23 protein-coding genes and 1 tRNA gene are annotated in these 22,346 nt (G+C 61.7%); 12 read left to right on the forward strand and 12 right to left on the reverse strand.

The genetic code is table 11. The annotated features are described in order from the left end of the window. The first annotated feature begins 8 nt into the window (after positions 1-8). From F0A17_RS00205 to F0A17_RS00215, 3 genes are all read left to right on the forward strand, one after another. Positions 9-1,268 carry a cysteine desulfurase gene (locus F0A17_RS00205; RefSeq protein ID WP_149326348.1) on the forward strand — a complete coding sequence of 420 codons (1,260 nt, stop codon included), beginning with the start codon at positions 9-11 and terminating at the stop codon, positions 1,266-1,268. A 2-nt stretch (positions 1,269-1,270) separates the two neighbouring features. Continuing rightward, the gene (sufT, locus tag F0A17_RS00210) at positions 1,271-1,843 is read left to right on the forward strand and encodes a putative Fe-S cluster assembly protein SufT (protein WP_149326349.1); all 573 of its coding nucleotides are present in this window, start codon (positions 1,271-1,273) and stop codon (positions 1,841-1,843) included. A 160-nt stretch (positions 1,844-2,003) separates the two neighbouring features. After that, positions 2,004-2,723 carry a SanA/YdcF family protein gene (locus F0A17_RS00215; RefSeq protein WP_149326350.1) on the forward strand — a complete coding sequence of 240 codons (720 nt, stop codon included), beginning with the start codon at positions 2,004-2,006 and terminating at the stop codon, positions 2,721-2,723. Positions 2,724-2,738: 15 nt separating this feature from the next. Here F0A17_RS00215 and F0A17_RS00220 read toward each other — a convergent pair whose 3' ends face one another. From F0A17_RS00220 to F0A17_RS00235, 4 genes are all read right to left on the reverse strand, one after another. Further along, the gene (locus F0A17_RS00220) at positions 2,739-3,182 is read right to left on the reverse strand and encodes a hypothetical protein (protein ID WP_149326351.1); all 444 of its coding nucleotides are present in this window, start codon (positions 3,180-3,182) and stop codon (positions 2,739-2,741) included. Positions 3,183-3,292: 110 nt separating this feature from the next. Beyond that, positions 3,293-4,207: a 30S ribosomal protein S6--L-glutamate ligase gene (gene rimK, locus F0A17_RS00225; protein WP_149326352.1), complete on the reverse strand. Its 915-nt coding sequence runs from the start codon at positions 4,205-4,207 to the stop codon at positions 3,293-3,295. 28 nt (positions 4,208-4,235) lie between these two features. Beyond that, entirely contained in the window at positions 4,236-4,673 is a 438-nt protein-coding gene (locus F0A17_RS00230; RefSeq protein WP_149326353.1) for an ATP-dependent zinc protease family protein, read from the reverse strand. 25 nt (positions 4,674-4,698) lie between these two features. Further along, entirely contained in the window at positions 4,699-5,730 is a 1,032-nt protein-coding gene (locus tag F0A17_RS00235; protein ID WP_149326354.1) for a DUF3549 family protein, read from the reverse strand. 315 nt (positions 5,731-6,045) lie between these two features. On the opposite strand from F0A17_RS00235, the gene F0A17_RS00240 reads away from it, so the two are divergent. Genes F0A17_RS00240 through F0A17_RS00255 form a run of 4 tightly spaced genes read left to right on the forward strand, consistent with a single transcriptional unit; the run spans position 6,046 to position 8,666 of the window. After that, entirely contained in the window at positions 6,046-6,804 is a 759-nt protein-coding gene (locus F0A17_RS00240) for an amino acid ABC transporter substrate-binding protein (RefSeq protein ID WP_149326355.1), read from the forward strand. 15 nt (positions 6,805-6,819) lie between these two features. Then, positions 6,820-7,494, forward strand: a complete 675-nt coding sequence (locus F0A17_RS00245) for an amino acid ABC transporter permease (protein ID WP_149326356.1) — start codon at positions 6,820-6,822, stop codon at positions 7,492-7,494. Continuing rightward, positions 7,491-8,285 (forward strand): amino acid ABC transporter ATP-binding protein, encoded by a 795-nt coding sequence (locus F0A17_RS00250; RefSeq protein ID WP_149326357.1) that lies wholly within the window; start codon positions 7,491-7,493, stop codon positions 8,283-8,285. The genes F0A17_RS00245 and F0A17_RS00250 overlap by 4 nt, the downstream gene beginning before the upstream one ends. A 48-nt stretch (positions 8,286-8,333) precedes the next feature. Continuing rightward, the gene (locus F0A17_RS00255; RefSeq protein ID WP_149326358.1) at positions 8,334-8,666 is read left to right on the forward strand and encodes a YqcC family protein; all 333 of its coding nucleotides are present in this window, start codon (positions 8,334-8,336) and stop codon (positions 8,664-8,666) included. A 147-nt stretch (positions 8,667-8,813) separates the two neighbouring features. Here F0A17_RS00255 and F0A17_RS00260 read toward each other — a convergent pair whose 3' ends face one another. Further along, entirely contained in the window at positions 8,814-9,440 is a 627-nt protein-coding gene (locus tag F0A17_RS00260) for an OmpW/AlkL family protein (protein WP_149326359.1), read from the reverse strand. A gap of 228 nt (positions 9,441-9,668) precedes the next feature. Continuing rightward, positions 9,669-10,262: an OmpW/AlkL family protein gene (locus tag F0A17_RS00265; protein ID WP_149326360.1), complete on the reverse strand. Its 594-nt coding sequence runs from the start codon at positions 10,260-10,262 to the stop codon at positions 9,669-9,671. A 280-nt stretch (positions 10,263-10,542) separates the two neighbouring features. Here F0A17_RS00265 and F0A17_RS00270 point away from each other — a divergent pair, with 280 nt between their 5' ends. After that, complete coding sequence (locus tag F0A17_RS00270; RefSeq protein ID WP_149326361.1) at positions 10,543-10,839, forward strand: hypothetical protein; 297 nt, start codon at positions 10,543-10,545, stop codon at positions 10,837-10,839. A gap of 54 nt (positions 10,840-10,893) precedes the next feature. Here F0A17_RS00270 and putP read toward each other — a convergent pair whose 3' ends face one another. The 6 genes from putP to F0A17_RS00300 all read right to left on the reverse strand — a co-directional run bounded on the left by putP (position 10,894) and on the right by F0A17_RS00300 (position 18,026). Further along, positions 10,894-12,372 carry a sodium/proline symporter PutP gene (gene putP, locus F0A17_RS00275; RefSeq protein ID WP_149326362.1) on the reverse strand — a complete coding sequence of 493 codons (1,479 nt, stop codon included), beginning with the start codon at positions 12,370-12,372 and terminating at the stop codon, positions 10,894-10,896. A 42-nt stretch (positions 12,373-12,414) separates the two neighbouring features. Then, on the reverse strand, positions 12,415-15,606 hold the full coding sequence (gene putA, locus F0A17_RS00280) for a bifunctional proline dehydrogenase/L-glutamate gamma-semialdehyde dehydrogenase PutA (RefSeq protein ID WP_149326363.1): 3,192 nt from the start codon (positions 15,604-15,606) through the stop codon (positions 12,415-12,417). Positions 15,607-15,784: 178 nt separating this feature from the next. Then, on the reverse strand, positions 15,785-16,588 hold the full coding sequence (locus tag F0A17_RS00285) for an AraC family transcriptional regulator (protein ID WP_149326364.1): 804 nt from the start codon (positions 16,586-16,588) through the stop codon (positions 15,785-15,787). Between the two features lie 55 nt (positions 16,589-16,643). Next, positions 16,644-17,024, reverse strand: coding sequence for a hypothetical protein (locus F0A17_RS00290; RefSeq protein ID WP_149326365.1), 381 nt, complete (start codon positions 17,022-17,024; stop codon positions 16,644-16,646). Positions 17,025-17,085: 61 nt separating this feature from the next. Further along, a tRNA-Gly gene (locus tag F0A17_RS00295) sits at positions 17,086-17,159 on the reverse strand. 456 nt (positions 17,160-17,615) lie between these two features. After that, positions 17,616-18,026 (reverse strand): CBS domain-containing protein, encoded by a 411-nt coding sequence (locus tag F0A17_RS00300; RefSeq protein ID WP_149326366.1) that lies wholly within the window; start codon positions 18,024-18,026, stop codon positions 17,616-17,618. Positions 18,027-18,226: 200 nt separating this feature from the next. On the opposite strand from F0A17_RS00300, the gene F0A17_RS00305 reads away from it, so the two are divergent. From F0A17_RS00305 to F0A17_RS00320, 4 genes are all read left to right on the forward strand, one after another. Beyond that, positions 18,227-18,766 (forward strand): YqaE/Pmp3 family membrane protein, encoded by a 540-nt coding sequence (locus F0A17_RS00305; protein WP_149326367.1) that lies wholly within the window; start codon positions 18,227-18,229, stop codon positions 18,764-18,766. Positions 18,767-19,278: 512 nt separating this feature from the next. Next, positions 19,279-20,367 carry an ABC transporter ATP-binding protein gene (locus F0A17_RS00310; protein ID WP_149326368.1) on the forward strand — a complete coding sequence of 363 codons (1,089 nt, stop codon included), beginning with the start codon at positions 19,279-19,281 and terminating at the stop codon, positions 20,365-20,367. Beyond that, positions 20,367-21,464 (forward strand): ABC transporter ATP-binding protein, encoded by a 1,098-nt coding sequence (locus tag F0A17_RS00315; protein WP_149326369.1) that lies wholly within the window; start codon positions 20,367-20,369, stop codon positions 21,462-21,464. The genes F0A17_RS00310 and F0A17_RS00315 overlap by 1 nt, the downstream gene beginning before the upstream one ends. Next, the gene (locus tag F0A17_RS00320; protein WP_149326370.1) at positions 21,461-22,345 is read left to right on the forward strand and encodes a carbohydrate ABC transporter permease; all 885 of its coding nucleotides are present in this window, start codon (positions 21,461-21,463) and stop codon (positions 22,343-22,345) included. Before F0A17_RS00315 ends, F0A17_RS00320 begins: the two co-directional genes overlap by 4 nt. Position 22,346 lies beyond the last annotated feature (1 nt).

Consider the following 22,346-nt stretch of genomic DNA (forward strand, 5'->3'; position numbering starts at 1 on the left):
AGAACGCGATGAACCACCTGGCCACCGAGCGCGCGCTCAACGTCCCGGCCCTCGACGTGGCCGGGATCCGCGCACAGTTTCCGATCCTCGAACGGCAGGTGCACGGCCGGCCGCTGGTCTACCTGGACAACGCGGCGACCAGCCAGACGCCGCTGGCGGTGATCGATACCTTCCGCGACTACTACAGCCGTTATAACGCCAACATTCATCGCGGCCTGCATACCCTGGCCGACGAGGCAACGGCGGCCTATGAAGCGACGCGCGAGACGGTACGCGCCTTTCTGGGGGCGGCCGATCGGCGCGAGATCGTCTTCACCCGCGGTACCACCGAGGCGATCAACCTGGTGGCCAACAGCTGGGGGCGTGCCAACCTGAAAGCGGGCGACGAGGTGCTGGTGTCGCTTCTTGAGCACCACTCCAACATCGTGCCGTGGCAACTGCTGGCGAGCCAGCTCGGTGTCGTGGTCAAGGTGATCCCGGTGGACGAGCGCGGCGTGCTCGATCTGGCGGCCTACCGTGCGCTGTTCACCGAGCGCACTCGGCTCGTGGCGGTGAATCATGTCTCCAACGCCTTCGGTACGGTCAACCCCGTCGGCGAGTTGGCGGCAATCGCGCACCAGCACGGCGCGCGAATTCTGGTCGACGGCGCCCAGGCGGCTCCGCATCAGCGAATCGATGTGCGCGAAATCGACGCCGACTTCTACACCTTCTCGGGGCACAAGGTCTATGGGCCCACCGGCGCCGGCGCGCTTTACGGCAAGGCCGAGCTGCTCGAGGCGATGCCGCCGTGGCAGGGTGGTGGCGAGATGATCAAGAGCGTCTCCTTCGATGTGCCGACCACCTTCGCCGAGGTGCCCCACAAATTCGAGGCGGGCACGCCGGCCATCGCCGAGGTGATCGCCTTGGGCGTGGCGCTCGACTGGGTCGACAACGTGGGGATCGAGCGCATCGGCGGCTGGGAATCGATCCTGCTGGAGCGGGCCACTGCGGCCATATCGCGTATCGAAGGGCTGCGGCTTCTGGGAACGGCGCCGGACAAGGCCGGCGTGCTCTCCTTCGTCGTCGACGGGGTGCACTCTCAGGACATCGCGCTGTTGATCGACCAGTTGGGCGTGGCGATTCGCACCGGCAACCATTGTGCCCAGCCGTTGCTGGCGCACTTCGGCGTGACGGCGACCTGCCGAGCATCGTTCGCCGTTTACAACACGCTGGAAGAGGTCGAGGTCTTCGCCGAGTCTCTCGAACGTGTCGTCGGAATGGTGCGCTGAGCATGTCGACCATCGAACAGATAGCGAGCCTCGAGAAGGGACAGACACTGCCCCTTCAGCGTGATGTCGATGCCATCTCCATCCCCTTCGGCAAGACGGTGACGCTACCGGAAGACTGCGTGGTCAGTGTGATGCAGGCCAAGGGCAGCTCGGTCAGCGTTGGCTACGAGGGACGGCTCTACCTCATTGAGGGCAGCAATCTCGATGCTCTGGGACTGGAGCCGCTGCCACGGCCGACCTTGTCGGAAGAGGCTTCCGAGGAAGAGATCGAGCGCTTCGTGTGGGATCAGTTGCGGACTTGTTTCGATCCGGAGATTCCGGTCAATATCGTAGATTTGGGGCTGGTCTACGGTTGTCGCATCGAGCGCCTGATCAGCGGCGAGCGCGTGGTCACCATCCGCATGACCTTGACGGCACCGGGCTGCGGTATGGGCGATGTGATCGCCGCCGATGCACGCAACAAGATCCTCGGCGCTTCCCAGATCGACCGGGTTCATCTCGATATCGTTTTCGATCCGCCCTGGAGCCGTGAGATGATGAGCGACGAGGCGAAGCTCGAGCTTGGCATGTTCTGACCGAGTGCCGGAACCGCGGCCGAGCTTGGAGCCTGCCCGAGACGCTGTCTGCGGTTGGGCCATCCAGCATGCGAGGCTTCGCTCCGATGGTGGACAGGCCTGAGCGTCGTCCTCGTCAAGCGTCTGGGCTTGCGGTACCTCTTCCTGGTTCGGGATATCGATGCGCGCGGTGGTATGGAACTCCTTCAAGATAGTACTGATGTCGCTGGGGAGCGTGCTGCTACTGGCGGCCGTGCTGTTCGTTGCCGCCAATCTCTGGGTGCTGGGGCAGACTTACTCGCGCATCGAGCGTGAGCTGCCGCTGTGCGGCCCTGACCGGGTCGGCATCGTGTTTGGCACCTCGCACTGGACTCGCAGCGGCTTGCGCAACCCCCACTTCGATGCGCGAATCCATGCTGCTTCGCGCTTGATCCGCCTCGGTCGCATCGAGCATTTATTGCTTTCCGGCGACAACCGCACCCGCTATTACAATGAGCCCGTCACCATGTGGCGCGACCTACGCGCCCAGTCCGTGCGCGATCGGGACATGACCCTCGATTACGCTGGTTTCAGTACCTTCGATACCCTGGCGCGGGCGCGGGATGTGTTCGGCGTCGAGCGGGCACTCTTGATCACCCAGGTCTGGCATCTGCCTCGGGCTCTCTTCATTGCCGATGCGCTCGGGCTCGAAGTGAGTGGATGCGCCACGCCAGAGCGTCAGGTAACGGGGCTATGGCGGCTAAGGGCGCGAGAATGGGTGGCACGGGCGGCCACGGTGGGGGACCTATACGTGTGGGGGCGCGAACCCTATTTCCTGGGGCCGTTGGAGCCGCTGCAGATCGCCCCGCCCACCTGGCAGCAATGGTTGGAACTGGAACCGAAGCGGGAGTACGCGAACTAGTCGACGCCGTACGGACTAGCGTCGCCGCTGCTTCTGCTGGCGATAGAGTTCGCGGATCAGCGCACGGCAATCCCTCCAGCACTGCTCCACGACCGGCTCCAAGGGGGCGGGGAGCGGATGCGTATAGAGGGTGGCCAACGCTTGCATCAGCACCCGCTCCTGCTCGAGCAGTTCGCCGATGACGACCTGGCTTTCATTGCCCACGAAGCTTTTCAGCCGGCTCCATAGCCACATGTAATCGTCGCGTTCGACGTCAGCGTCTCGGGGCAGCAGGTCGAGGTGGCGACGGGCCAGTTCCTGTAGCTTGCGCGTCGCCTTGGCCCGGGACTCGTAGTGGGGCTTCAGGGCCTCGCGCAGCGAAGGACGCAGGCGCTCGAGATTGTCCTGAAAGTAATCGATGCTGTCAGCCAGCGCTTCCAACACGCTGTCCATCGCCACTTGGCGATTATCGAGAAACATGAGCGGTCACCTCCTCCGGTGACGCAGATTGTGGCGGGGGAAACACTGTTTTGCTAGCCCCGCAGCCAAAATATGTAACCTTTCTACAAATTCGGGCGCTTTTCTCGCAATTACCCCTTGGGCTTAGGAGGCGCCTTGGTCTTGCGCGTGGAAGAGGCGTTCTTCTCGATATGCTCGATGATCAACCCGGCGATATCCTTGCCTGTCGCGGTCTCGATGCCCTGCAACCCCGGCGAGGAATTGACTTCCATGATCACCGGACCATGATTGGCGCGCAGCAGGTCGACCCCTGCGACCCGCAAGCCCATCGCCTTGGCGGCGCGGATCGCCGTGGAGCGTTCCTCGGGAGTGATGCGAATGAGGCTGGCCGTTCCGCCGCGATGCAGGTTGGACCGAAACTCGCCCTCTGCCGCCTGTCGTTTCATCGAGGCAACTACCTTGTCACCGATCACGAAGCAGCGGATATCGGCGCCGCGGGCCTCCTTGATGTACTCCTGAACCATGATGTTGGCTTTCATGCCCATGAAAGCCTGGATCACCGATTCCGCCGCCTGGTTGGTCTCGGCCAGCACGACGCCGATGCCTTGGGTGCCCTCCAGCAACTTGATTACCAAGGGCGCACCCTTGACCATAGTAATCAGGTCGGGAATGTCATCCGGCGAATGGGCGAAACCGGTAATCGGCAGGCCCAGCCCCTTGCGCGAGAGCAGTTGCAGCGAGCGCAGCTTGTCGCGCGAACGAGTGATTGCCACCGAATCGTTGAGTACGTAAGTACCCATCATCTCGAACTGGCGCAATACGGCGCAACCGTAAAAGGTGACCGAGGCGCCAATGCGCGGAATGACGGCGTCGAAGCGCTCGATTTCCTCCCCTTTGTAGTGAATCGAGGGATGATGCGCGGCAATGCTCATGTAGCAGCGCAGGGTATCGATCACCCGGACCTTATGGCCGCGTTGTTCGGCGGCCTCCACCAGTCGGCGGGTGGAGTAGAGATTGCGGTTGCGGGACAACAGCGCGATATGCATCGAAGGCTCCGGAGCGTAATGCCGGTGATCAGGGTTCGCCATGCAGGAAAGTGGCCCCGGGGGCCACCAGCAGGCGGCGCAGGGCGCGACGGCCGAGCAGCATGGGGTGACTCATGTCGCGACGATCGGCCAGCGTCAGCTCGACCATCATCTCCAGTTTACCCATCTGCAGCGGCGTGCGAATGACGTAGCGCCACTCCTTTTGCCCATTGGAACTGGTCACGCGGCGACGATCATGGAGGTGGGTACGGAATACGTGAGGCGGTGTTTCCTTGCCGCCGCTGCGAGTCGTGAAGCTGACCCACAAATGTCCCTCTTCCTCGAAGATCTCGATATCCTCGGCGTGCAACGCAGAAGTGCGCGCTCCGGTGTCCACCTTGGCGCACACCGTCATGCCGATTTCCGGCAAAGTGACCATCTCGCGTCGACCGATCACGGCCTTGGGCGTGTAGGGAAGTTCCTTCATCGCGTTCAGTTCCAGCGACTCATGCTCATTGGCCGAGCCTGGCTAGGCGCCGGCCGATGACGGAGTCCGGCGACGCTTCGCGCAGGGTCACCAGTACCGGCAGGCGCAGCCGGGGAATCAACGCCAGGTCGCGAGCGGCGTTGGCGAAGTCGGCCCGAGGTTGCTCCGCCAGCCGCATCAGGTATCGCGGGAGGCGCTCGGCATCTTCCAGGTGCATCCAGTTGCGCCCGGCGATGGCTGCCAGCAGGTCGGGACCACAAGCCGAGGCATCGTCGAGCAGACTATCGATCCAGGGGCCGGCGACCGCCTCGGAGGCGCTGCCGACGGCCCGCAGACAGGCGCAAAGAGCTTCCAGGTCGCCCTGAATCGCGGCTCGTTCGCCGCGTTCACGCACTATTCGTGCTAGCGCATCCGGCACCGCTACATGCTCCAGACAGTAGCATAGCGAAATCAGCACTTCGCGCGGCAGCGTCGGCAGTCGCGCCGTCAATTCTCGGGCGTCGGCGGCGTCCAGACGCACGGCGAAATCGGCCAACCCCTGCAACCCCAGAAATTGCCAATCGACCTCCTGTTGACCGCTGAGGTAGGCCGCCACCGGCTCCAGATGAGGACTGCCCGGTTTACCCATGTCATGCGTGGCGCGGGCATGCAGCATGGCCTGGAAAGGTAGCGAGGGGGTAAAGGCCAGCGGATTGTCCTGCATCAAATTATCCACCGCCTCGTCATTTTCCGTCGTGCTGCCGACACGCGCGGCATTGCGGCCCAGAGTGACCAACAGGCGTTCCAGGAAGGCATCGCGGGGGGCCGGTACCAGTTGCCCCTGTTCATCGAGGGGCAGCGCAAGAAACCAGATCAGCGGATCGTTCAGGTCGCCCAAGCGAAATACGATGCCTAGGCGCGCCTGGCCCTGCCAGGGTAACGGCCAGGGGACCGCGCCTTTCTCGAAGCGCGACAAGGTATCGAGGGCGCACGGCTCCACTCGACGGCCCATGTGGTAGAGGTGCACCTCTGCGCCCGTGCGCGTGAAGAAATCGTGAAGCGTGTGGATCGGCTGCATGTCGACTCCCATTCGAGCGTGCACTCTACCGTGTCGGCCGGGGGCTTGTCAGCCATCCCACGGCGCTTGTCGCCGAGGATGGTCAAGAAATGACCATCCCTGGCGATCCCACGGATTCTCTGCTACCGCGGCGGGTTTCCATAGCTTATCCACAGCCTCTTTCAGGGAATCTGTGCATTACCCCCTCACGCAGCTACGCTATGGCTGACATAACCAAGGGCTATTGGAGCCGTGCGGTATTCTTTATGTACTGTAGCTGCTTGGGAGGAATAAGATTGGTGTCCAATATTCCAAATCAATATTAAGGAGGCGGTCATGAAGCGTTCCCTTGCCGCAGCGGTGGTGCTGTCCGGGGTTCTGGGTCTAGCCAGTGGTCTCGCCCAGGCAAATGACGTGCTCAAGGTGGGCATGTCGGGTAGCTATTTTCCTTTCACTTTCGTCGAGCAGGATACGCTCAAGGGCTTTGAAGTGGATGTCATGCGTGCCGTGGGCGAGGAGCTGGGAGTCGAGGTCGAGTTCGAGACCGCCAACTTCTCCGGCCTGTTCGGCATGCTCGAATCCGGCCGTATCGATACCATCGCCAACCAGATCACTATCACCGAGGAGCGGCAGGCCCAGTACCTCTTCACCGAACCTTACGTCTATGACGGTGCTCAGGTGGTGGTGAGAGCCGGCAACGAAGAAATAGCGGGCGTCGAGGATCTCCGGGGCAAGCGTGTCGCCGTCAACCTCGGCTCGAACTATGAGCAGTTGTTGCGTGAGCTGCCTTTCGCCGACGAGATCGATATCCGTACTTACGACAGCAACATCGAGCAGGATACGGCGCTGGGTCGCGTCGATGCCTTCGTCATGGACCGGGTCAGCGCCAGTCAAGTGATCCAGGAAAAGCCGCTGCCTTTACAACTTGCCGGCGAACCGTTCTCGAGCATTCGCAACGCACTGCCGTTCCGCGACACCGAAGCGGACCGTGCGCTGCGGGACCGGGTCGACGAAGCGCTCGCCGCGCTACGCGAGGACGGCACCTTGACGGCGATTTCCGAGCGTTGGTTCGGTACCGACATCACGCGGCCGTAATCCGGGCATTCCGACGTGCGAGTTCTCGACTTCGACTACATGCTGGGGCTTGTGCCCGTCCTGCTGCGCTATCTGCCGCTGACGCTGCAGATGGCCGCGGCGGGCATGGTCCTGGCCCTTTTCCTGTCCTGCGGCCTGGCCGTGATTCGCGTGCTGAAAATACCGGGGTTGAACGCCGCCACGATGCTGTTCATCTCGTTCTTTCGCGGCACGCCGCTGCTTGTGCAGCTGTTCCTGTTCTACTATGGCCTACCGCAGCTGCTGGCCTTCCTGACCCACATCAATGGCATCACCGCGACCATCATGGGACTTACGCTGCACTTCTCTGCCTACATGGCAGAATCGATACGCGCCGCCATTGTCGGGGTCGACCGTAGCCAGACCGAGGCGGCCCTGTCGATCGGCATGACCAACGGTCAACTGATGCGGCGCATCGTCCTGCCTCAGGCGACACGCGTCGCCGTGCCCACCCTGATGAATTACTTCATCGACATGATCAAGGCGACATCGCTGGCCTTTACGCTGGGTGTCACGGAGCTGATGGGGGCAACGCAGAAAGAAGCGGCCGGTAGCTTCCTTTACTTCGAAGCCTTCATCACGGTGGCGATCATGTACTGGATCATCGTCGAGTTGCTGGCCTGGTTCCAGAGATGGCTCGAGGTGAAACTCAATAGGGCGTATCGTCGATGATCAGGATCGCCAACCTCGTCAAGCGCTTCGGTGACAATACCGTACTCGATGGCATCGACCTGAAGATTGAGCAGGGCGAGATCATCGTGGTGATCGGTCCTTCGGGGACGGGCAAATCGACGCTGCTTCGCTGCATCAACTTTCTTGAGCGTCCGGACGCCGGCCGTCTGGTCATCGGCGATCTCGACGTTGACGTCACGCGGGCCAGCCGTGCCGACATCCTGGCGGCGCGACGACGCACGGCGTTCGTTTTCCAGAATTATGCCCTGTTCGCCCACAAGACAGCGCTCGAGAACATTGCCGAAGGGCTGATCGTGGTCAATCGTTGGCCCAAGGCCAAGGCGCACGAGCGAGCCCGGGAAATTCTTCGGCGCATCGGCCTGACCGACCGCGCGGATGCCTATCCGGCCTCGCTCTCCGGCGGTCAGCAGCAGCGTGTCGGCATCGGCCGTGCCATGGCCGCCCAAGCCGAGGTGATACTGTTCGACGAGCCGACCTCGTCGCTGGACCCCGAATGGGTGGAAGAGGTACTAACGTTGATGAAACAGCTGGCGCGTGAGCGACAGACCATGCTGGTGGTTACCCATGAGATGAGTTTTGCCCGGGATGTGGCGGACCGGGTGGTGTTCATGGAGGGGGGGCGCATCGTCGAGCAGGGGCCGCCCGCACAGCTGTTTAATGCGCCGCGTGATCCTCGCACGCAGGATTTCCTGCGCAAGATTCTTGCTGGCCAGCCGTCTCCACAAAAGCGCCTTGAAACGAACGTGGGAAGCGTTGACGGGAGACGATAGGGCGCCGGTGTTGTGAGATAATGTCGGCACAGCCAAACAGGAGATCTCATGACTGTCCACGAGGAACTCGACGTTGCGCTTCGCCGCCTCGAGGCCACCATGAAGGCGACCCACATGTGGCGTATGACGCCGCCCGACTCCGAGGCGTTCGAAAGCCAGCAGCCTTTCTGTATCGACACCATGGCGTTGCCTCAGTGGCTGCGGTTCGTCTTCATCGCACGTTTGGATGCGCTGATCGAGGCCGAAGCGCCGATGCCGGAAAAATGCGAGGTTGCGCCGGCCGTGGCCGCTTACCTGATTCAGGAAGGGGCACGTCCACAGGACCGCCTATTAATGTGCAAGGCCGTGGAGGAGATCGATCGCTTGGTGACCGAGAACTGACGGGCGGGTGGCATCAGGATGCCCTCCGTATGGCCGGGTCGAAGCGCGCATTGGCTTGACCTGTCCCGACATCGCCCATGCTGACCCGGCCGAGCATGACGAGGCCAGTCAGATAGGTGGGCCTCGTCATTGTCTTACCCAAGACTATCAGAAGCGATAGCTTGCGCCGGCCATGAAGACCCAGGGATCGATGTTCGCCGACCCCAGTTCGTCACCGTCCAGGCTGACGTCGGTATCGATATCGATGTACCAGGCGGCCGCGTTCACGCCCCAATTGTCGCTCAGGCGAAAGTCGACGCCGACTTGACCCGCAGCGCCCCATGAGTTCTCCAGCTTCAGGTCCCCCAGATCGCTCGACTCGTCGAAGAAGTGCGTATAGTTGATGCCGATACCGGCATAGGGCTGTACCTGGGCGCCGGTACCACCCAGCGGGTAGTACTGCAAGGTCAGCGTCGGTGGCAAGTGCTTGGTGGAAGCGACCTCGTCACCGTTTAGCCGAATATCGTGCTTGAACGGCAGCGCTGCCAGCAGCTCGACGCCGAGCTTGTCATGGAACAGATAGCCTAGGGTAAAGCCCAGGTTGGTATCGCTGCGCACATCGACATCAAGGGTGCCGTCCGCCAGGCTGCCATTGTCATTCTTGGGATCGACATGAGCGACACCCACACGGGCGATGAAATCGCCCTGGTTGTAGGCGAGCGCCTGGCTGCTGGCGAGAAGGGCCGTCGCCGCGAGGCCGGCGGTTAATAGAGAGGGAAGGACTTGCTTGGGCATGGGTCGACTCCTGTCGTTGGCAGAAGGGTAGCCTGGGCTACCGCCGAACGAAGTCAGTCTACTCAGTGCCTGGCGGCGGAGTATTGACCCACAGCAAGAGTTGTTCCGGTACCTCAAAGCGCCTATTCAAGATGGCTTATGGTTTGATCAGCCGGGCGGATAAGGCAGCCAGACGAAGAACGCCGGACGCGGGGCCCGGCGTTTCGATGCGACACGACATCGTTAGGCTTAGAAGCGGAAGGTGACACCGCCACCGATGGTCATCGGATCGACCTTGGCGGTGCCGATGCGCTCGCCGTCGGCGGTGATCCGGGAATCGACATCGGCGTAGTTGGCAAAGCCATTGAGCATGAAGTTGTCGGTAATGGCCAGGTCGACCCCGACCTGACCCACGGCGCCATAGGAGCGACGCGCGTCGATGCCTTCCGGCTCCCCGGAGAAGCGGGTGTAATTGACCCCAGCGCCGACGTAAGGCTGCACTTTGGAATCCAACCCGCCAAGCGGATAGTAGTTCACCAACAGATTGACCGGCATGCGGTCGATCGTGCCTGTGCCACCGCCGAGCGCCACGTCATGCTCGATTTTCTCGGAGCCATTCAGTTCGATACCCACCTTGTCGTGGAACAGGTAGCCAGCCCCGTAGGTGAAGCCGGTCTCACCACTACTGATACCGTCGGCAATACCGTTGTCTGAGGGGGTATCGGATTTGGCGAAACCGCCACGCACGAAGGCATCTCCGGCACCATAGGCCAAGGCCGCCTGACTGGCGAGGGTAAAGCCGGCGGTGATGGTCACCACGGATAGCAGACGAGTCGTTTTCATCACAGCGTCCTCCTGATTTCTGGCGAGCGCCGGAAGATCCGGCGGCTTGGACTGTGAAGAGTATAGGAACACTGTTTCTAAAAGTCCTGTTTAATTTTGTTATTGGCGCATCGTGCTGTTCGTTGGGAACAATTGAAACGAGTCTAATTTTACTTCCTTGCATATGCTGAGCTTGAGATTGCAAGGTGTATAACTTTTGCCGTTATGCAGCATTGGCATCGGGGGAAGGGAAGCGCTAAGCCTTGTCTAAGTGACAGGCGACAGGCGAGGAGACGAGACGATGATGTCAGAGTTGCGCAGCGAGCCGATGTGGTTGACGTTGGCGGCCATGTTGCTGGCGGCGGCGTTGGCGCTGTGGCTGTTGGCACGGCCTGAGTTGATCAGCGGGTTGTCGTTGCCGCTGCGCTTGCCGGCGATCGCCCTTGGGGTCTGGGCGTTGGGAGCCGCTTTCATGCGACCCCTAGGGCTCGAACTACGACGTCGTTGGCAGCGTCGACTCACTACCCCGCCCTTGAGTCTGGCGGCGCTGGGGATGTTCACGTTGTGGCTGCTTGGACGTGCGCTCTGGCTGGCTTGAGTCCGGAACGCAGAAGCCGCCCCAATGGGCGGCTCCGTCACTGGCCTGCCTCGGTTACGCTTCTTCGAAAGTATCGAAGTCGGCGGTTACCTTGAGGTCGGGTTCCTCCGTGGCCAGGCTGGCCACAACAATAGCAATGTAGGCCAGGATAACGCCCGGGACGATCTCATAGAGATCGAAGATGCCACCGGACAGCTCTGCCCAGACGACGACCGTCACACCGCCTACCACGATACCGGCCAGGGCGCCCCACTTGTTCATGCGTCGCCAGTAGAGCGACATGATCAGCGCAGGACCGAAGGCGGCACCGAAGCCGGCCCATGCATAGGCAACCAGATCCAGGACCGTGGAGTCTGGGTTAAGCGCCAATAGGTAGGCGAAGACGGCAATGGCGATGACGGCGAAACGGCCGACCCAGACCAGCTCGGTTTGGCTGGCATCCTTGCGGAAAATCGCCTTGTAGAAGTCGTCGGTCAATGCCGAGGAGGAGACCAGCAACTGTGAATCGGCGGTGGACATGATCGCGGCAAGGATGGCGGCGAGCAGGATGCCAGCGATCACCGGGTGGAAGATCAGGTTGACCATGACCATGAAGACGGTCTCGCCGTCGGCCAGGTCGCGCTGCACGAAGCCCACGCCGAGCAGACCGACTGCCACCGAGCAGACAAGCGCGAGGGCGGTCCAACTGACCGCGATGCGGCGGGCAGCGGGAATATCGCCGTCGCTGCGGATGGCGGCAAAGCGAGCCAGAATGTGCGGTTGACCGAAGTAGCCCAGGCCCCATGCCAGCGAGCTGATGATGCCGATTGCCGTCAGCGCCTCGCCGGTGGAGGCATCGCGGAACCAGGAGAGCATGTATTCACTCTCGGCAGCCAATGCCGCAGCCGCACCGTCCATGCCACCCAGGTCGCCGAAGGCGACGATCGGCACGATTGCCAGCGCCGCGGCCATCATCAGGCCCTGGATGAGGTCGGTCCAGGAAACCGCCAGGAAGCCGCCGAAGAAAGTGTAGGAGATGACCGCAATGGTACCGATGGTCACCGCTACGCTGTAATCGTAGCCGAACACCGTCTCGAAAAGCCGGCCACCGGCGACCAGGCCGGAGCTGGTATAAAAGAGAAAGAACAGCAGAATGAAGACCGCCGAGATCACCCGCAGCAGCTGCGACTTGTCGCGGAAACGGTTGGCGAAGTACTCGGGAAGCGTCAGGGCATCGCTCACCTTGAAGCTATAGAGCCGCAGACGGCGCGCCACGATCAGCCAGTTGAGCCAGGTCCCGATCAGCAAGCCCACGGCGATCCAACTCGCCGAAATCCCACTGACATACGCGGCGCCCGGCAGACCCAGTAACAGCCAGCCCGACATATCCGACGCCCCGGCGGAGATCGCTGAGGTCCACGGGCCGAGCGTGCGTCCGCCGAGTATATAGTCGGACAGGTTGGTGGTGCGCTTATAGGCAACGATACCGATGCCCAGCATTACGATGAGATACACCACGAAGGTGAAACCGATAGCCATGTTATTCTGAACCATTGGGGGTTCCTTCAATGTTGTTGTGGTAACAGACGAGTGCGGTCACTCGTCTCCCAGCGCAAGCAGTGACGCATTGCCGCCCAGGGCGGCGGTGTTGACGGTCACCGTTTTCTCCGTGGCGAAGCGCAGCAGGTAATGCGGCCCACCGGCCTTGGGGCCGGTACCCGATAGACCCTGCCCGCCGAACGGTTGTACGCCCACGACGGCGCCGATGATATTCCGGTTTATGTACACATTACCAACACGAATCTTCTGCGCGACCAACTGAGCAAAGGATTCGTTGCGGCTATGGACGCCAAACGTCAGCCCGTAGCCCTTGGCATTGATGGTCTCGAGCACGCGTTCGATCTCGCTGGCCTTGTAGCGCACGATATGCAACACGGGGCCGAATTGCTCTCGCTCCAGGACATCGATCCCGTCGATATGAAAGGCCACCGGGGGCACGAATGTACCGGAGTCGGTATGGGCTGGATCCATACGGGTCTCGGCCAGCAGGCGTCCCTCGCTCTTGAGCCGCTCGATATGCGCCATCAGGCTTGCGCGTGCATCCTCGTCGATCACGGGGCCGACATCTGTACCCAGGTCGCGTGGATCGCCCACGTGTAGCTCGTCCATGGCGCCACGCAGGATGTCGATGACCCGGTCGGCCACGTCGTCCTGCAGGTAAAGCACCCGCAGGGCACTGCAGCGTTGTCCGGCACTCTGGTAGGCGGACTGAATCACGTCGGCGACTACCTGTTCCGGCAGGGCGGTGGAGTCGACGATCAAGGCATTCATGCCGCCCGTTTCGGCGATCAGCGCCGGCAGGGGGGCATTGTCGCGTGCCGCCAGAGCGCGGTTGATGGTCTGGGCGGTATCGGTGCCACCGGTGAAGGCGACCCCGGTAATCCGCGGATCGGAGCTGAGCACGCTACCTACGGTAGGACCGTCGCCCGGAAGCAGCTGGACCACATCGCGTGGCATGCCGGCTTCATGAAGTAGCTCGACCACGCGGTGGGCGACGATGGAAGTCTGCTCGGCGGGCTTGGCCAACACGGTGTTACCCGCGACTGCGGCCGCCACCATCTGGCCGCAAAAGATCGCAACCGGGAAGTTCCACGGGCTGATTGCGGCGAACACGCCCTTGCCGTTGTGCATCAGCTGGTTCGATTCGCCGGTGGGGCCGGGCAGGTGAGTTGGCTCGCCGAATTGCTCCTCGGCACGCATGGCGTAGTAACGGCAGAAATCCACCGCCTCGCGGATCTCGTCGACACCATCGGTGAGCAGTTTGCCGCCTTCGCGCGAACACAGCGTCATCAGCTCCGCCATGTTCTCTTCCATCAGGTCGCCCAGGCGGCGGAGAATGGCGGCGCGCTCGGCCACCGGGGTAGCTTCCCAGCGGGGGAAGGCGGCCCAGGCGGCATCCAGCGCGCGGGAGGCCTGGTCGCGGGTGGTCCACTGGACACTGCCAACGCGCTGGCGGCGGTCGTAGGGGCTGCATACCTCATGGATATTGGTCGGGTCGCGTTCCACCTCGAAGGCGAGCAGCGGGCCGACGTCATAGCTGCGCTCCATGAAACCCGCCATGGCCTTCATCAACGGCTCGTAGTGGCTGCGCACGTTGAGGTTGATGCCTCTGGAATTGAGCCGCGTCTCGCCGTAGATGTCGCGAGGCAGAGGGATGCGTGGGTTGGAGAAGGTGCGGTATTGCGCCAGCGTCTCGACCGGGTGCACGCAGAGGGATTCCACCGGCACCTTGGGATCCACCAGTTGGTGCACGAAAGAGGAATTGGCGCCGTTCTCGAGCAGACGACGCACCAAATAGGGCAGCAGATCCTTGTGTGCGCCCACCGGCGCGTAGATACGGCAGTAGGTGCCCCTGGGGGCCCGCTTTAGCGCCGCATCGTAAAGGGCCTCGCCCATGCCATGCAGACGCTGAAATTCGAATGGCCGTGTCGCTTCGTTGGCTATCTCGAGAATGGTGGTGATGGTGTGCGCGTTATGGGTGGCGAACTGGGGGAAGATGCGCCCGCGCGTCTGGTCCGAGAGTAGGAAACGGGCGCAGACCAGGTAGGCAACGTCAGTGCAGGCCTTGCGGGTATAGACCGGATAGCCTTCCACGCCGAGCTGCTGCGACTCCTTGATCTCGCTATCCCAATAGGCGCCCTTGACCAGACGCAAAGGAATCTCGTCGCCCTGGCGTTCGGCCAACCGGTTGAGATAGTGCAGTACCGGCAGCGCGCGCTTGGAATAAGCCTGCACCACCAGGCCGAAGTGGCCCCAGCCCTTGCAGGTGTCACTTTCGTAGATGGCGCGGAAGACCTCGATCGACAGCTCCAGACGATCGACTTCCTCGGCATCGATGGTCAACGCCACGCCGCGCTCGCGCGCCATGGCGGCCAGCTCGCGTACGCTGCCGACCAACTCACGCAGCACCTGCTCGCGGCGGCCGAATTCGTAGCGCGGATGCAGGGCCGAAAGCTTGATCGACACGGAGGGGGCCGGCGTGCGGTCGGTCAGTGTGCGGCTGGTGTTGCCGACGCGCTCTATGGCCCGGGCGTAGTCATCGAAGTAGCGCTTGGCATCGGTGCGCGTGCGTGCCGCTTCGCCCAGCATGTCGTAGGAGTAGGTGTAACCCTTGTCGAATAGCGGCTTCGAGCGCTTCAGTGCCTCGTCGATGTCGCGGCCGAGCACGAACTGCCTGCCCATGATCTTCATCGCCTCGTACATGGCGCGGCGGATCACGGGTTCGCCCATGCGGTTGACCAGGCGGTTGATGAAGGTCGTGGGCTTGCCGTCGCGCGGCTTGTCGAGTGTGACGACGCGCCCGGTCATCAGCAGGCCCCAGGTCGAAGCGTTGACAAGCCAGGATTCGCTCTGGCCCATGTGGGCCTTCCAGTCGGCGGGCCCGAGCTTGTCCTCGATCAGCGCATCGGCGGTGGCCTTGTCGGGAATGCGCAGCATCGCCTCGGCCAGGCACATCAGCATCAGGCCTTCGTGGGTATCGAGACTGTACTGCTGCAGCAACTCGTCGATGGTATCGACGGCCGTGTCCATTTCACGCACTTCGCGCACCAGTTCGGCGGTTTTGCTGGCGATGCGGCTGAAATCTTCCGGGTCAGCGCTCAGCACGTTGACCAGTTCTTGGACGAAGGCGTCTTCCTCGACCACGTAGTGTTCGCTGATACGGGCGAAAAGCGTGTCGAGATCCTGCTGCCAGGCAGCAGCATCCAGCATTGTATTGGCGTTGAGCATGGGAATCCCCTGGATGTGTCACCCGTCCTGAAACGGCAATCGCCATGCTCCGGGCGGACTGCCCGAGCATGGTTGTCTTTCTAGACTGTAGGGCGGGATGAGGGAGGCTGCTTGCGAAAACCGATGCTTGACTTATCGATTTCGCGGTAGATTGCCATATGGGGATTGCGAATTAGACTTAAGTCGTATGTTCTAGTCGGTTTGGTATCGGCATGGCGCTTTCCAGCGACGCGCGGCGCAGCTGGCTTGGAGGGCAGCCGTAGACGTTGCGGAAAGCATGGGATAGCGCGCTCTGGTGCGCGAACCCGGTTGTCACCGCGATCTGCGAGAGAGGCAAGCGGCTTTCTTCGAGCAGACGACGAGCCGCCTCCAGGCGTCGGCGCCGAACGTACTGCCAGGGTGAGAGGCCGGTTTGGCGGCGAAAGCGGCTGCGGAAATGCGCCTCGCTGAGGCAGGCCTGTCGCGCGAGATCGGCTACCGCAATCGGGCTGGCCAGGTGCTGGTCAATGAAGCGATCGAGTCGGGTCAGGTCGAGCCGACGTGACGGGGGCGGCGCAGGGCCGCCGAGCCGGGCATGCAGACAGCCCAGGAACGTGGCGGCTAGGCGATCGCTCTGGATGGCACTGAGGCCCTGCCCGTTACCGGCTTCGAGCAGCAGGAAGTCGAGATACTGCTCAAGAGGCTTGTCCAAGGCGAAGAAACGGGGGGCGTCGAACAGACGCGATAATTCGTGATGATAGCCGGTGAGTGAGGGCGCATCAGCGGGAAGGTCGAAAATGAGCTGGCGATTCTCGCCCTGGCCGACATAGTAATGCACGTGGTTGGCCGGCACGATGCAGCCGGAGAAAGCGGAAATGGCACCGCCCAGACCTTCTATCTCGAACTCAGCCTGACCCTGCAGGCCGATCACGATCTGGTGGAAGTCGTGGGCATGATGCTGGGTGGCGGTGTCGAGGGGAATCTGACGTATGACGCTGGGCATGAGTCTCTCCCGCCTGGCAATCCGACTCGGCGAGGATATCACACTCACTGCGACGTCAGGACTCGTTCGAGCCGCGTCGACGCTGGCGGAGACGATGGTGTGCCTCCAGGTGGTCGCGCAGTGCAGCCAGTTCCTTGCGCCCGGCGTCGTTGAGCAGCGGCTTGCCCTGGGCGATCTGCCAATGGCGCCCATGCTCCTGCATCACATGCTGGGCGCGGCGTCTCACGCCTTCCAGATAGTCATCGTGACGGATCGGGTAGTTCATGACGATGTTCCACTCGGTCGAGGTGACCTCGTTTCTCAACGCCTTGTCGAACAGCGCCAGCAGTTGCCCAGGCTCGGTGCGATAGCGCGGCGTGCGCGAGAACAGCAGGATGAGTACCGTCCCGCCGACGACGAGCAGGCAGACAGCGAAGATAAGCAGATAGAGCGCCATGCGAAAGCCTGGGAGGTGGGGCGCGAAGGCCTTGCCAATGCCGGATCGTGCCGATCACGAATGGAGCGGGTGAAGGGAATCGAACCCTCGTCTTAAGCTTGGGAAGCTTCTGCTCTACCATTGAGCTACACCCGCAAGGCGGTTTCGATAGTAGAACCAAGGGCTTGAGCTTTGCAAGCCGGCTCGCGCTTTTTCCTTTCGACTAGGGATAACGCCTTGTTTTTCGGATTTCACTATCCTTTTCTGGCGTGCCGTCAAGCCTTGCGCGAGGGCGGCGTCCGCTGTGTCCAAGGGTGAGCGGCACGCCGCCGTAGCGGCGTGAAAAAAATTCTGAAGGACTGGCGAACTTTTTTGCTTGATGCTGTCTTATCTGATACAGGCAACAGCGCGATGGCAGTCGCTAACACTGTTGTTCTGGCTCGCAGTTTCGATCTTGCCGCCCATGCCCTGCATGTGGCGGCTTCTTTTCGTTTGTCGTAGGGCTGCGGCAGGTCGGCGTTAGGGCGGCGTGCGCCGTTGACGAGAGGGGGACGGTGCTGCACCCGGCACGGCCGGGTGCTATCGGTCGGTATGTCCTAGCCTAGGAGAGACTCATAGATAACGCATGCGCAAAATGGCGGTCAGCACATCCCGTCGTGTGACGATGCCGCAAAGGCGACCCTGTTCGGTAACCGGATAGACCTTGGGCTTGTTGCCACTGAGCATCTCCTGGGCCAGGTCGGTGATGCTCTTGGTCGGAGAAACCGAAAGCACTTCATTGCGCATGAGCTCCCTGACCAGAGGCGCTTCGTCATTGAGATAGGCACTCTGCAGAAGCTTGCCCATCACGTCCTGTTCGGAAATGAAGCCGATCAGCTGATCGTGATGGTCGACGACCGGGACGCCGGGCAGGCGATGCAGTGCCAACCCCTCGGCCAGGGTGATGATTGAGGTGGTGCCGGTCACTCGGTAACAATCGCGGGACATGATCTCTCGAACGATGGTCGGGGCCCTATTGAGCATGGCGCATCTCCTTGTTCGATCGCCTTGGCGGGACAACTCCAGCATAGCCGAGCCGTCAGCGATTCTATGAATGACACTAAACTGGCAGCTAACGCTATGGACTGGCGCCGCCAGTCGGAACCTGATCCAGGCTTGCTGGCTCCAAAGGCAAGGTATGGCATTGTCAGGGTGGCGTTTCGTCTTGAAGCAAAGGAGAACGTATGGATGCGCGCGAGTACTTGGCGAGGAAAGGGCTCGATGGCAAGCGCGATGAAGAGCGCCCCAACACGCTCGAGGAAAAAGCCTGGGAACGCGCTCGCCAGTCGGGCGAACACCGTCCGCATGCCGGCACGCCCTACGATTGGGAGGATTGGGAGCGTTACCACGACGAACTGGCCGAAGATGCCGGGACCATCGAACAAAAAATCGATCGCCAGGCGCATCGCCGCGAATCGGAAAGCGACGAGAATGGGCGGATAGCGGACACGTCGGTTCAGCACTACGAGCCGAGTGCCGACCCCGCTGCCGCCCAGCCGATTGAAGCGCTCCCCACCTCGGAGGTGCCGGCCCATAGGGCGTGGGCAGCGTCGCCGGTGTTGCGTTTCTCTCTCAGAGGGTTGGCTATCCTGATGCCGCCCCTGGCCGTGGGGCTTTCAGGGGGCGCTGGGCGTAACGTCGCCATCAATCTGCTTCTCACTCTGCTGGGTTGGATTCCCGGAATCGTGCATGCCTGGCGATGGCTCGGGCGCGTCCTACGCTGAGCGCCCGGGGCATAACCTCTCTACCTGTCGTGGCCGGCTACCTCGCGATCGGCCACACCGAGCCAAGTCCTCGCTCGTTTCGGAGCGAAACCTATTCGCAAACGAAATCATGCGCGAAGCGAAAGCGCAGCCTGACCAACGAGTCGCTATGCTGAAGCTCGCAGCGGCGATTTGTATGGCGGCGCCCGGCTTATACCAAGGTATAAAACCGAATCCGAACATTGGCGTTGCCCACCGGCGCAGCCTTGGACTAGTCTCGCTATCGAAAACGAACATTTTCTGTATCAAATGATTGCAAACGAACATTGAGGTGTTCCTGTTCGTTGAATCGGTACCGTTATCCTCAGCCACCGATAACAATAATCAGGACGAGGCACATGTCTTACCCACCGTTCGATCCCCTCCAACGTTCGGTCCATTCTGCTCGGCGGCCTGTCGCTGGCCGATTTGGCGGTTCGCCATCGCTGCATGGCGGTCTGCGATGACTCAATAACGATGACAAAGAGTTCAGCATGTCACTGAGACTTGAAAACATCGACCACGTGATCAATGGCACCAGCCATATCGAGGGAATCAACCTCGAGCTGGAGCCCGGCTCCTTCAACGTCCTGCTTGGCCGGACATTGGCCGGCAAGACGACGCTGATGCGTATCATGGCCGGCCTCGAGACGCCGACCCGTGGCCGGGTGCTGATGCATGGCGAGGACGTGACGCGCAAATCGGTACGCAAGCGCAACGTCTCGATGGTGTATCAGCAGTTCATCAACTATCCGAGCCTTACGGTCTACGACAATATCGCATCGCCGCTCAAGCTGGCGGGGGTGCCACGCGAGGAGATTCGCCAGCGAGTCCACGAGACGGCCAGCATGCTGCACATAGAGCCTCTACTCGAACGCTATCCCGCGGAACTCTCCGGTGGGCAGCAGCAGCGTACCGCCATGGGGCGGGCGCTGGTCAAGGATGCCGATCTGATTCTGTTCGACGAGCCGCTGGTCAACCTCGATTACAAGCTGCGCGAGGAATTTCGTGAAGAGCTGCGCGAACTTTTCAAGGCGCGCAATTGCATCGCCGTCTACGCCACCACGGAACCCAACGAGGCGCTAGCGCTGGGGGGGTATACCGCGGTGCTGCACGAAGGGCGGTTGCTGCAGTACGGCCCCACCGAGGACGTCTATCACCGGCCGCGCGACGTCCTCACCGCCGAAATGTTCTCCGAACCGCCGATCAACGTGGTGCCGGCGATGGTATCGGGCTCGGAGGTCACCTTCGACCACGACGTTCATTTTCCGCTCAATCGGGATCTGGCGAGCCTGACGCCGGGCCAGTACCAGTTTGGCGTGCGTGCCTCGCACATCGGGCTAGCGCCTCAGGCACAGGACGACCTGGAACTGAAGATGAAGGTCGATATTGCCGAGATCAGTGGGTCGGAAACCTTTTTGCACGTCCATAACGAACGCTTCCATCTGGTGCTGCACCTGGCCGGTATCCATCCGTTTTCCGTCGATCAGGAGATCAAGGTCTATTTTCCGACCCACAAGATCTATGCCTTCGATCGACATGGTGACGTCGTGCACATTCCCGCACGCCCAGGAGCGCGCTGATGGCCCAGATCACACTCAAGTCGCTGGCCCACAGTTACGCATCCCATCCCGTCGGCCCCGAGGATTACGCCATTCGGGAGATGGATCATGTCTGGCAGCAGGGCGGCGCCTATGCGTTGCTGGGGCCGTCCGGTTGCGGCAAGTCGACGCTGCTCAACATCATCTCGGGCCTGCTCACGCCTTCCGATGGCCAGGTGATGTTCGATGACCAGGTGGTCAACGAGTTGCCACCCGAAGCGCGCAATATCGCCCAGGTGTTCCAGTTCCCGGTGGTCTACGACACCATGACCGTGTACGACAATCTGGCCTTCCCGCTGCGCAACGTGGGGACCCCCGAAACCAAGGTGCGCGAGCGCGTCAGCGAAGTGGCCGCTATCCTCGATCTCGCCTCGCTGCTCAAGCGCAAGGCCCGCAACCTCACCGCCGATGAAAAGCAGAAGGTCTCCATGGGGCGTGGCCTGGTGCGGGACGACGTCTCGGCGATTCTCTTCGACGAACCGCTCACGGTGATCGATCCACAGCTCAAGTGGAAGCTGCGGCGCAAGCTCAAGGAGATCCACGAGCGCTTCAATATCACCATGATTTACGTAACCCATGATCAGCTCGAGGCCTCGACCTTCGCCGACAAGATCGCCGTGATGTACGAGGGCCAGGTGGTGCAGTTCGGCACTCCGCGCGAGCTGTTCGAGACTCCCGCCCATACCTTCGTCGGCTACTTCATCGGCAGCCCCGGCATGAACTTCATCGAGATTGCGCGCACCGACGGGGGCGCGCGAGCCGGTACCGTCGACCTATCTCTACCGCCGGCCATGCTGGATGTTCTCCATCAGACCCGTTCGCGCAATCTCAAGCTGGGCATCCGCCCCGAGTTCGTAGAAATCACGGACGCGCCCGGAGGCGACACCTACGAGGTGAAGATCGAGATGACGCAGGATCTCGGTACCTATCGAATCGTGTCGTTCACCTTTGCCGGCGAGACGCTTCGCGCCCGGGTGGCGGAGGGGCAGCCTCAGCCGGAGCGCATCGCCCACGTCCGTTTTCCCGAAACCCAACTGAACCTGTACATCGATGAGTTCCGCGTGGAGGTGGGGAAATGAACAAGGTCCAGAACAACCGGGCGTGGCTTCTGATCCTCCCCATGCTCCTGCTGGTGGCTTTCTCGGCCATCATTCCACTGATGACGGTGGTCAACTACTCGGTACAGGACGTGTTCGACGCCCATACGCGCTTTTTCACCGGCACCGAGTGGTTCGAGGCCATTCTCAACGATCGTTCTCTGCAGGCGGCGCTGCTGCGCCAGTTCGCTTTCTCCTTCACCATCCTGGCGATCGAGGTGCCGCTGGGCATCGGCATCGCGCTGTTGATGCCCAAGCGTGGCTGGCAAGCCTCCACGGTGTTGATACTGATTACGCTACCGCTGCTGATTCCCTGGAACGTGGTGGGCAGCATCTGGCAGCTCTTCACCCGAGGCGACATCGGGCTGATGGGCGTAGGTATCCGCGAATTGGGTTACGCCTACAACATTACCCGCAACCCCACGGACGCCTGGGCCACGATCATCCTCATGGACGTGTGGCACTGGACGCCGCTGATCGCCCTGTTGTGCTACAGCGGCCTGCGCGCGATTCCTGACGCCTACTATCAGGCGGCGCGCATCGACCGCGCTTCGCGCTGGGCCGTTTTCCGCTACATCCAGTTGCCCAAGCTCACCAACGTACTGGTGATCGGGGTGCTGTTGCGTTTCATGCACTCTTTCATGATCTATGCCGAACCGTTCGTGCTCACCGGCGGCGGGCCAGGCAGCTCCACGACCTTCCTCAGCCAGACGCTGACCACCATGGCCATTGGCCAGCGTGATCTTGGGCCCTCGGCGGCGTTCTCGCTGATCTACTTCCTCGTCATCCTGCTGGTCTGCTGGGTGTTCTACACCGCGATCATGAATAGCCAGAAAGATGCAACGCCCCAGGGAGAGGCCTGAC

Source organism: Billgrantia pellis (assembly GCF_008297955.1).
Lineage (GTDB): Bacteria > Pseudomonadota > Gammaproteobacteria > Pseudomonadales > Halomonadaceae > Halomonas > Halomonas pellis.

Coding starts and splice junctions, on each gene's coding strand:
- putA (WP_149326363.1), bottom strand. CDS start 15,606: ATGCTCAACGCCAATACAATGCTGGATGCTGCTGCCTGGCAGCAGGAT.
- F0A17_RS00305 (WP_149326367.1), top strand. CDS start 18,227: ATGGATGCGCGCGAGTACTTGGCGAGGAAAGGGCTCGATGGCAAGCGC.
- F0A17_RS00310 (WP_149326368.1), top strand. CDS start 19,279: ATGTCACTGAGACTTGAAAACATCGACCACGTGATCAATGGCACCAGC.
- F0A17_RS00205 (WP_149326348.1), top strand. CDS start 9: ATGAACCACCTGGCCACCGAGCGCGCGCTCAACGTCCCGGCCCTCGAC.
- F0A17_RS00255 (WP_149326358.1), top strand. CDS start 8,334: ATGACTGTCCACGAGGAACTCGACGTTGCGCTTCGCCGCCTCGAGGCC.
- F0A17_RS00250 (WP_149326357.1), top strand. CDS start 7,491: ATGATCAGGATCGCCAACCTCGTCAAGCGCTTCGGTGACAATACCGTA.
- F0A17_RS00215 (WP_149326350.1), top strand. CDS start 2,004: ATGCGCGCGGTGGTATGGAACTCCTTCAAGATAGTACTGATGTCGCTG.
- F0A17_RS00290 (WP_149326365.1), bottom strand. CDS start 17,024: ATGGCGCTCTATCTGCTTATCTTCGCTGTCTGCCTGCTCGTCGTCGGC.
- F0A17_RS00265 (WP_149326360.1), bottom strand. CDS start 10,262: ATGAAAACGACTCGTCTGCTATCCGTGGTGACCATCACCGCCGGCTTT.
- F0A17_RS00260 (WP_149326359.1), bottom strand. CDS start 9,440: ATGCCCAAGCAAGTCCTTCCCTCTCTATTAACCGCCGGCCTCGCGGCG.
- F0A17_RS00270 (WP_149326361.1), top strand. CDS start 10,543: ATGATGTCAGAGTTGCGCAGCGAGCCGATGTGGTTGACGTTGGCGGCC.
- F0A17_RS00230 (WP_149326353.1), bottom strand. CDS start 4,673: ATGAAGGAACTTCCCTACACGCCCAAGGCCGTGATCGGTCGACGCGAG.
- F0A17_RS00220 (WP_149326351.1), bottom strand. CDS start 3,182: ATGTTTCTCGATAATCGCCAAGTGGCGATGGACAGCGTGTTGGAAGCG.
- F0A17_RS00285 (WP_149326364.1), bottom strand. CDS start 16,588: ATGCCCAGCGTCATACGTCAGATTCCCCTCGACACCGCCACCCAGCAT.
- F0A17_RS00300 (WP_149326366.1), bottom strand. CDS start 18,026: ATGCTCAATAGGGCCCCGACCATCGTTCGAGAGATCATGTCCCGCGAT.
- F0A17_RS00320 (WP_149326370.1), top strand. CDS start 21,461: ATGAACAAGGTCCAGAACAACCGGGCGTGGCTTCTGATCCTCCCCATG.
- sufT (WP_149326349.1), top strand. CDS start 1,271: ATGTCGACCATCGAACAGATAGCGAGCCTCGAGAAGGGACAGACACTG.
- F0A17_RS00315 (WP_149326369.1), top strand. CDS start 20,367: ATGGCCCAGATCACACTCAAGTCGCTGGCCCACAGTTACGCATCCCAT.
- F0A17_RS00240 (WP_149326355.1), top strand. CDS start 6,046: ATGAAGCGTTCCCTTGCCGCAGCGGTGGTGCTGTCCGGGGTTCTGGGT.
- rimK (WP_149326352.1), bottom strand. CDS start 4,207: ATGCATATCGCGCTGTTGTCCCGCAACCGCAATCTCTACTCCACCCGC.
- putP (WP_149326362.1), bottom strand. CDS start 12,372: ATGGTTCAGAATAACATGGCTATCGGTTTCACCTTCGTGGTGTATCTC.
- F0A17_RS00235 (WP_149326354.1), bottom strand. CDS start 5,730: ATGCAGCCGATCCACACGCTTCACGATTTCTTCACGCGCACGGGCGCA.